This is a genomic window from Streptococcus sp. HMSC062B01 (assembly GCF_001811085.1).
In the GTDB taxonomy this organism is placed as follows: Bacteria; Bacillota; Bacilli; order Lactobacillales; family Streptococcaceae; genus Streptococcus; species Streptococcus gordonii.
In genome coordinates, this window is sequence record NZ_KZ672764.1 from 24,516 (window position 1) to 33,235 (window position 8,720).

The 8,720-nt window shown below is 42.6% G+C and carries 5 protein-coding genes; all 5 read right to left on the reverse strand.

The window, feature by feature from the left end; all coding sequences use genetic code 11:
* Positions 1–9: 9 nt before the first annotated feature.
* Entirely contained in the window at positions 10–1,047 is a 1,038-nt protein-coding gene (locus tag HMPREF2780_RS00305; RefSeq protein WP_061603199.1) for a M42 family metallopeptidase, read from the reverse strand.
* Between the two features lie 87 nt (positions 1,048–1,134).
* The gene (locus HMPREF2780_RS00310) at positions 1,135–2,280 is read right to left on the reverse strand and encodes an FtsX-like permease family protein (RefSeq protein WP_105025954.1); all 1,146 of its coding nucleotides are present in this window, start codon (positions 2,278–2,280) and stop codon (positions 1,135–1,137) included.
* Between the two features lie 3 nt (positions 2,281–2,283).
* Positions 2,284–2,964, reverse strand: a complete 681-nt coding sequence (locus tag HMPREF2780_RS00315) for an ABC transporter ATP-binding protein (RefSeq protein WP_105025955.1) — start codon at positions 2,962–2,964, stop codon at positions 2,284–2,286.
* On the reverse strand, positions 2,957–3,538 hold the full coding sequence (locus HMPREF2780_RS00320) for a TetR/AcrR family transcriptional regulator (RefSeq protein WP_061585290.1): 582 nt from the start codon (positions 3,536–3,538) through the stop codon (positions 2,957–2,959). The genes HMPREF2780_RS00315 and HMPREF2780_RS00320 overlap by 8 nt, the downstream gene beginning before the upstream one ends.
* Before the next feature lie 130 nt (positions 3,539–3,668).
* Positions 3,669–8,720, reverse strand: a 5,052-nt coding sequence (locus HMPREF2780_RS00325) for a ZmpA/ZmpB/ZmpC family metallo-endopeptidase (protein WP_105025956.1), incomplete at its 5' end; no start/stop codon positions are given.

Sequence of the window (8,720 nt, forward strand, 5' to 3'; positions counted from 1 at the left end):
TGCTTTTGCCTATCTTACTAACTCGCTTTTCAAATAAGCATCGACCATGCGCTCTGTCGCTTCAACCGAGTCAATATGAGTCCGCTCATAAGAGTGGCTGGATTCGATACCAGCGCCTAAAAGAGCATGCTTGACTTCTGCTCCTGCGCTCATAGCTGCAGAGGCGTCTGATCCATAAAATGGATAGATGTCCAGCTTGTAAGGAATGTCCTGATCCTTGGCCAAATTTACCAAATGCTGGCGGAAGCCATAGTGATAAGGGCCGGAAGCATCCTTGACACAGATAGAAACCGTATACTCATCTGTCTGCTGGTCGTCACCCATAGCCCCCATATCAACCGCCAAATACTCTACCGCTTGCTCAGGAAGGCTGGAGTTAGCCCCATGACCAACCTCTTCAAAGACACTGAAAGCAAAATGAGTCGTCACTGGCAGCTGAATATTTTCCTCCTTATAAACGCGCAAAAGATTGAGCAAAATAGCTGCGCTGACCTTGTCATCCAGAAAGCGAGACTTGATAAAGCCTGACTCGGTAACTGTGGTACGAGGATCAAAAGAAATAAAATCACCGACTTCGATTCCTAAATCTCGCGTTTCTTTCTCACTTGTCACCTTTTCATCCAAGCGGACTTCCATATTGTCCTGGGTACGTTCAACCGTCCCAGCATCCTTATAGACATGGCAGGAAGTTTGGTGAACTAAGATAGTCCCATTGACAGTCTTGCCACTGCTAGCCACATGGACCAGACAGTTTTCTCCTTCAATCATGTTCCAAGGGAAACCGCCAATCCGATCCAGCTTGAGACGACCGTCAGACTTAATAGCCCGAACAATAGCCCCCAGTGTATCCACATGAGCAGTCACTACCCGATGTTGGGCATCATTTTCACCCTTAACCACAACATGGACGCCACCTTTATTAGTCCGGATAGGCTCATAGCCCAATCCTTCCAAAGTTTTTACCAGATAGTCAGCCACCTCAGCCGTAAAGCCTGTTGGGGAAGGAATCGCCGTTAATTCTTGTAAATATTGAACAGTTTGATTCATTTTAATCTCCTCATATTTTTTTATCATTATAGCACAAAAATAGCTTTTACAGATGGGTTTATCAGTGTAAAAGCTAGATTATTTATATTATTCAGCTAGCATGACTTCTTTTAAGGTCAAGCCTTCAATAGTTTTGACATAGTAGGCAAGGAGCAATTCATATAAGATTACAAAGACTAAGAAGGCGATTAAGCAAAGCTGAACATCAAATGAATAATCGGGCACACCCTGAACATTCTTTACAATGACTTTGAGTAGTATCTTCATCAGGGTATACTGATATACCGTCCCTAAGACAAAACCAAGGTAAGCAACCACTCGATAACGAGCAAAAATAACGAGACTACATTCTTTTTTGCTATAGCCAAAAGCCTTCATAAAAGCCAAACTGGCTTTGTTTTCTTGGACGACAGTTCCTAGACAAAGGAGCAAAATCGAAAGTGACAAAAGAATGCCTATTCCCATCATCATAACTTGAATGGTACCATCTATAAAGTCTTTCATTCCTAGGGAAAGCTGCATCATGGCTGCAAAAGAAAATGCTGCAAAGACGACAAAGAAAATCAATAATTTCCTTTTATAAAAATGAACAGCCCCCAACTCTTTCAAAAAAGGTTTATTTGCTTTAGTCGTGCGATGTTTTTGCTTTACTTGTGCCAACTCTAATCTCTTCAGCAAATAAAGGCTTGGCTGCTTCAATTTTATCAAAGCATAGCCAATTCCTAAGAAGGCAAATAGAAAAAACGGCAAGATGACCATAGCGAGGAACAATTGCCAATGAAAATGAATTTCAATGTTAGGCAATAGATCTTTTTGATTGCGCAAATCATAAAAGTCCTTCATAAAGAAGAATGATGAAGCAAACCCAAGCAAGGCTCCTAGACAAACTGAACAACTAAAAATCCAGAAATGCTTGGCTAATTCAACATTTTGGTAGCCAAGAGCTTTGAGAATCCCTAACTCTTCCTTATGATCATCAATAAACTGCTTGATATAAAAGAATAAGAGAAGAACAGCTAAGAGAGAAAGCACTCCACCACTTACTAAGGAGACAAATTTAGCAATGAGAACTTGTGCATCGTAATAAGCCTTGGCTGGTAGAGATAATTTCTCAACCTCAATAGATTGAAGATCAAGGTAAAAATTGACAAATAAAGTCGAGACCAAAACTGCACAAAAGCTGATAATGGAGACAACAGATAATTTCCGTAAATTTTTGATACTGATTACCATAATCTACCACCCAATCTCTTCTACGCTCTTTGGCTCTTCATTGACCGTAATGTCCTGAATTTGCCCACTATTCACCCTCACCACAGTATTTGCCAGCTGGGCAATATGTTCATTATGAGTAACCATCACTAGGGTAAATCCAAGCTCTTTTTTCATTTGAGCAATGTAGGATAGAATCTGGCGACCTGTCGCCTCATCGAGAGCTCCTGTAGGCTCATCAAGAAAAAGTACTTTGGGCTTCTTGGCCAAGGCTCTAGCAATCGCTACGCGTTGTTGCTCTCCACCCGATAGTTCACTAGGATATTGATGGAGTTTTTCTTTTAAACCCATGGCTTCAATAATTGAAAGATAATCCTGATTCTTTGCAAGATGAGCTCCCATTTTAACGTTTTGCTCCACCGTCAACTCTTGTAATAAATAATATTGCTGGAAAATAAAAGCGATGTGATCCTTACGAAACTTTGTCAGCTTGCTTTCGCTCAAAGACGCAATATTTTCCCCATTATATAAAACATCCCCCTGATCTGGTTTTTCAAGGCCTGAAAGAATGTTTAGTAAGGTTGACTTGCCCGATCCAGAAGCTCCCAAAATCACTAAATAATCTTGCTTTTCTATCCGTAAATCGATACCTTTTAAAACTTCATTGGCTCCATAGGACTTTCTTACTCCCTTTAGTTCAATCATGATTTCCTCCTAATAATTCCTTTATAAGAGCTGTGAAAACTTGTGTCAGCATGGCAGTTAGTTCTGCTGCTGAAAAACGATAGATTCCTGCAGCAGTCATACTGGCAATGCCATGTGAATAAATAAATAGATGCTGATAAAGTTGCTCTGATAGCTGTCTTGAAAGTCCATATTCCTCTTGAATAGACAAAATCATTTTTTCATAACTGTAATCTTTGATTGGTAAGAACTCAGAAAATTGATGAATAGCACGTTCAGGCTCATTCATAAAAATCAATTGAAAAAGCTGGGGCTCCTCTGCTGCAAATCTGATATAAGCTATTCCCACAGCTCGAAAGGCTTTTTCTTCCTGCAAAGCAACTTCAACTTGTCTGACAAAGGTTTCCTCAGCAGCAATAACAATGGCCTTGTTAAGCTCTTCCATGCTATCAAATAGACCAAAAATGACCTTAGGTGAAGACTTCAATCTAGCAGCAACAGCGCGTGCTGTGACAGCCGACTTCCCCTCTTCTCGAACAAGATCTAAGCAAGCTTCAATGATTTCTTCTTTGGTGAATTTGTTTTTTGGAGGCATAACATTCCTTTCTGATACATTTGTTGCGCAACAATTGTTTCTTTAAAATATTTAACCATATCCTAATTCAAAAATCAAGGAAAATGTAAAAAAAATACTAGCTAAGTTTCCTTAGCTAGTATTAAAATGATTACTTATTAAAGATTGATTGTCTGAAGTCGTCTGTCTCACGAAGATAAGCATTATATATCTTCTTCTTGAGCAGGTTGACCCAGCTAGCTTCGACACGGCTGGTAGCATTGGTAATGTTGAGCACATCCTCTGCTACAGCTGCGTCCATCAGCTTCTGCATCTCTTCATAAGAACGAATGGTTACTTTCTTGGTACTGCTTGGATTTTTAAGCTCGTACTCAATGGTGATTGGTTTGAGCTTGGTCAGCTGATCAATCCGCTCTTGGTACATAGCTTTCTTGAAGGCTACCCAGGAATCATATTCGCCTTTGAATACATTTTCCAAGACTTTCTGATCCGTCACGAGACCAACATCTCTTCCAGACCATCCATCCCACGTTTTCTTCCCTTCATCAAAGGCTTCCTGAGAGTACTGACCAGAAACATAAGGGACAAATCCGTCATGGTAGCCTTTGGCTGCCAGTAATTCATAGGCTGTGCGACGGAACATAACGTCACCTGGTGCTCCATTTGGATTGCTCAAGGCTGAGTAAATCGGTGAGAAGAGGCTGAGACTGAGGTAGCCATTTCGACCATATTTCCCACTTTCCTTGTTCTCTCGACGAGTGATCACATCATTTTCAATCAGGGAATCAAAGGTCTTCAGCTGCTTGATTTCTTCAGCAGTGAAGCTTCGCGTCTGGTTACCAGCGTGGGTCTCCTTGCCATACTTATCTGTAATATAGTAATTCTCCATCTTCCTGAACCACTGTAACTTGGCAGCATCACTCTGCTTCAGCATAGAAGTACCTTCTAGATAGTCCAAGGTGTAGATCATGTCAAACATACCATGGACATAGTGTTGCAGGTCTGCTTCATTTTGAACACGTTCCTTGAAATTATAGGTATGCATACGTGTCTTAGAATCCTTGTCCACCTTGAAGAGAGTATTGAGCGTAATAGTTGGTTCATCTGCGCTCGGCGAAGATTGCAAGAGTCCGCGAGCATAGAGTTCCGCACCCAAGCCCTCACGACGACCATAACCTTCAAAGTAGATACCACCGTCAGAATTATGGGTCATCTCATGCGTATAGACAGAGTTTCCATAGTCTTCTAACAAGCGAGCAGCATCAAAGTGGGTTACACTTCCTGTAGCATAGGCATTGTAGCCCTTGCTTGGGTACCACTTGCCAGCTGGTCCGAAGAACTCCTGCATAGCCAGTGATTTTTTGTCATTAGCTGGAGCCCAATATCTTTTACCATCCTTGTCAACCAATGAGAATCCATCGTAAACCAGAACAGAACGGAAGAGCTTGTCCTTGCTTTCATCGCTTAGAATCTTATACCAGAAGTCATAGTGATCTCGCTGGTATTCAGCTGTTTTTCTCACTCGGTCTTCGACATATTCAGCTAGCTCTGCATCTGTCCGAACCCTGCCATTGGCATCAAGGCGATAGCGATCATAAGCTCCCATGGAGATGGTGGACATATTGGAGATAGCATAGACTCCCTTCTCAGTCATGGTCAAGAGCGGCAGTAGCATGCCCTTGTGTTCCCAATTATCTGCAGTAATCTTATCATAAACGCCAACAGAGTACTTGCTCTTGCCCTCAGCAGCATCCTGAAGTTGTCTAGCCTCTGCCACATCCGACTTAGCCTCAACGATGTAGGCTTTTGTATTGGTCTTGAGCCATTCATTATTGGTCTTATATGGCAGGAAGAGTTGACGATAGCCTTCAAGATAATTGAAGAGCCCTCGTTTACCAGTCGCTTCAGAGAGAGATGAATCATAAGCCATGTAGTTGTTCTTGGCTTTAAGATTATTAAAGCCAGACTGACCTAGTGAAATGATGGTATCCAGCGTTGAAGCATTATGATTTCCAAAGAAGTCAAACTTATAGGCTGACAAATCCTTGACATTGATATTGTCATAGTTGATATTATACCAACGGTTGAGATAGGTCAGACCAAGCAGGAATGCTTCCTTATTGGCTGTAATCTTCTGGGCTACATAGTCAGCCACGACATTGCCTTCAGTATTGATGGACTTGTCCATAGCCAGAACTTTGCGCAACTCTTCTGACAGCTTGGTCTTGACTTGGTCAAAGGCTGTATCCAGATAGAGATCATCCAGAGAAGTATCAGTATTCACGCCTAAAACAGTTCGCATAGTTGGTGAGTCAAGGACAACCTTGTTCAACTCCGGCAGCACTTGATTGAGAATTCTGCTATAGTCTGATAGGAAGGCTTCTGGAGTATAAAGGAGGTCTAAGCCGTTTACACTGTACTCTGCAATGGCCTTATATTTGAAATCTCCCTTATAGGTCAGATCCAGATATTCAACCGTATTATCCTCAAAGTGTAGCATCAGACGGTTAATCCCAGTCTTGTTGCTATTGATATCAGTGATAATCTGGTCGCCCTTCATCGGAACAACATCCAGCAAGTACTCCGTATTGAGCTTGTGATTATCTGGAAGTTTATTTCCATAAGCAACGATGGTCTCCTTATTGTAGAATGGAAGGATCTTTTCCATGTTAGCATAAGCTATCAGACGGTCTTCTCGGGCATTCTTTTCCTGGGCATAGTTGACAGAATAAAGGTTGAGATTCGTGTCTTCCAGCGTGGTCGTAATGTCTAAGCTAGCTAGCTTCTCTTCTGCCTCGTTCAGAGTCAGTGTTGATGTGACAAACTTATCATTGTCCAGTGTTGTATTTCCTTCAACGGCATAAGCTTCTGTGATACGGTTGTTCTCATATCCCTGATCGCCAGAAATACTGTAAACATTTGTGCCGCTGACATTGCTGATGACATTATCGATCAAGCCATTGAAGTAATTGGAGCCAACCACTCCGCCAATCTGACCGTTCTTAGTAGAGTTTTGAATCTTTCCAGCTACATAAGAACGGCTGATGCGGGCATTGTTTTCTAAACGGCCAACCAGACCGCCGAAGCGTTGGTTGTTGGCTCTAGCGCCTGCTAGAATGGTCACATCTGCCCTGCTTTGGCTAATCAAGGAGTTTCCTCCCTTAAGATTGGCAACCAAACCACCGACATTGTATTCTTTGCCCTGTTTGTCATTTGACACGATAGTTCCAGTAAAGGAACTATTGGTGATTTGAGTATTGTTAGCAATAACGACCAGACCTGCCACCTGAGAAGCATTGTCTTTTACTTCTACTCTACCTTGAACTGAAACATCTGTGATTCGAGCATTTTCTGAATTACGGGCCAGGGCAGCTGAGTCATAGGTGCCTACAATATTGACCTCTTTCAAATCCAGATTAGAAATAGAGGAACCACTCTTGAGGTTTTCAAATAAAGGCTTGGCCAGATTATAAATCGCATACTGCTTGCCATTATGGTTACCTGTCAGACTGCCTGTGAAGTTCCCTTTGAGGTAGACATAATCCGCAGGTGCCAGACTAACTTCGCTAGCATCCAAATCAGCCCCCAGAACATAGTTGCCAGCCATATTTTGCTTCATAGCGTCTATCAAACCAGCAAAGCTAGTGTAGACATTTTGCTGGCTAGGGACTGCCTTGCTGATATAGAAGTCATAGCCAGACTTATAGCCTGTCTCACCTTCTTGGACCAGCTCAGGCAGAGAAACGGTCACCTTATAGACATCCCTGCCATCCTTATGGCTTTCCGCTATGCTGTGAACCGGCAGGAGCATTTCCTTAGATTCACTTGATTTGACTTTGACGAAGTAGGTAGACAGATCCGTAGGCATAGAGCTCATGGACACGACGCGCTTAAACTGGTCGTTTTCTTTTCTGTAAAACTCTGCCGAATCAATATCTCGGAAGGCAATCTTCTTGTATTCCAATTCAAAATTGCGGCTGTCCGTTTCAAGGTCTGCGAAGCTGCCATTATCCAGTTCATAAGTCAGTTTAGTTTTCAGGGTATAGCCTGTGTAGTAGTCTAAGTCGCCAATCTTCAGACTTCCTGCGAAATTGGTAATCGGAAGAGTGCGAACAAGCTGATCCCCCTGGTATAATTCAGCAGTTGCTGAACGGAAGGACTGGGTCTGGTCTTCTAATCTATATTGGACAGTCACTGACTTGTCATCTGCATTTTCTGTCAAACTTAGAATGGAAACTGTCGGCTTGACTTTAGGAACTCCATTTAGAGCTTCTTTGGCTGCTGTCAGGCTAGCAAAAGCTTGGTTGACCTGCACTTGAGTGGCAGTTTGATTATTCAGAACTCCTTCTGCCTTGGTCAATTCGTCAGTATAAGCTGTCTGCTTATCTGAATCCGCATTTTTATATTTAGCACTTGTTTTAACAGTTGGATTTAAATCGTACTCGTTTTGAAGAGCTGTTTTAACAACCTCAAGACCGCTTAACTGAGCCTTGGCTTGATTGATTTGTCCCACCAGTTGATTGACTTCTGCTTGGCTAGCATGTGATTGACTCAGAAGCGCTTGCCCCGCCGTCAAAGCAGTATCATAGCTAGATTGATGACTCTGACTATCATTGAAATAACGGGCCTGAGCTTTAATCTGATCTGCTTCTGTTAATAGATTATGCAGTGGAATTAAATCGAACTCTTCTAAAGCTTCTACTTTTGGCGCATCGTTCGGTACCATGCTTGGCTTAGCCGTACCAACTTTAACAACTTGCGTTACTGGAGCTAGAGTTTCCTCGTTGGACAACTCCTGGCGGTCAACTTCTTGGCCGTTGGAGCTGTAAACTCGGGTCTTAATCGTTCGTTCGCCTTGAACACCTGGAGTGGCAATTTGACGGGCATCTCGAACAAGTTCGTCCGTTTCTTCTTCTCGAATTGTGAAGTTTATTTTCTCTACGCGGGTTTCGTCTGTGTAAGTCAGCGGATACTCTGGCAAAACATCTGCTTTTGGCGCATCGTTCGGTACCATATGTGGTTTAGCTGTACCAACTTTAACAATTTGTGTTACTGGAGTGAGAGTTTCCTCATTGGACAACTCTTGGCGGTCAACTTCTTGACCGTTGGAACTGTAGACACGGGTCTTGATGGTTCGCTCGCCTTGGACACCCGGTGTTGCGATTTGGCGAGCATCTCGAACAAGTTCGTCCGTTTCTTCTTC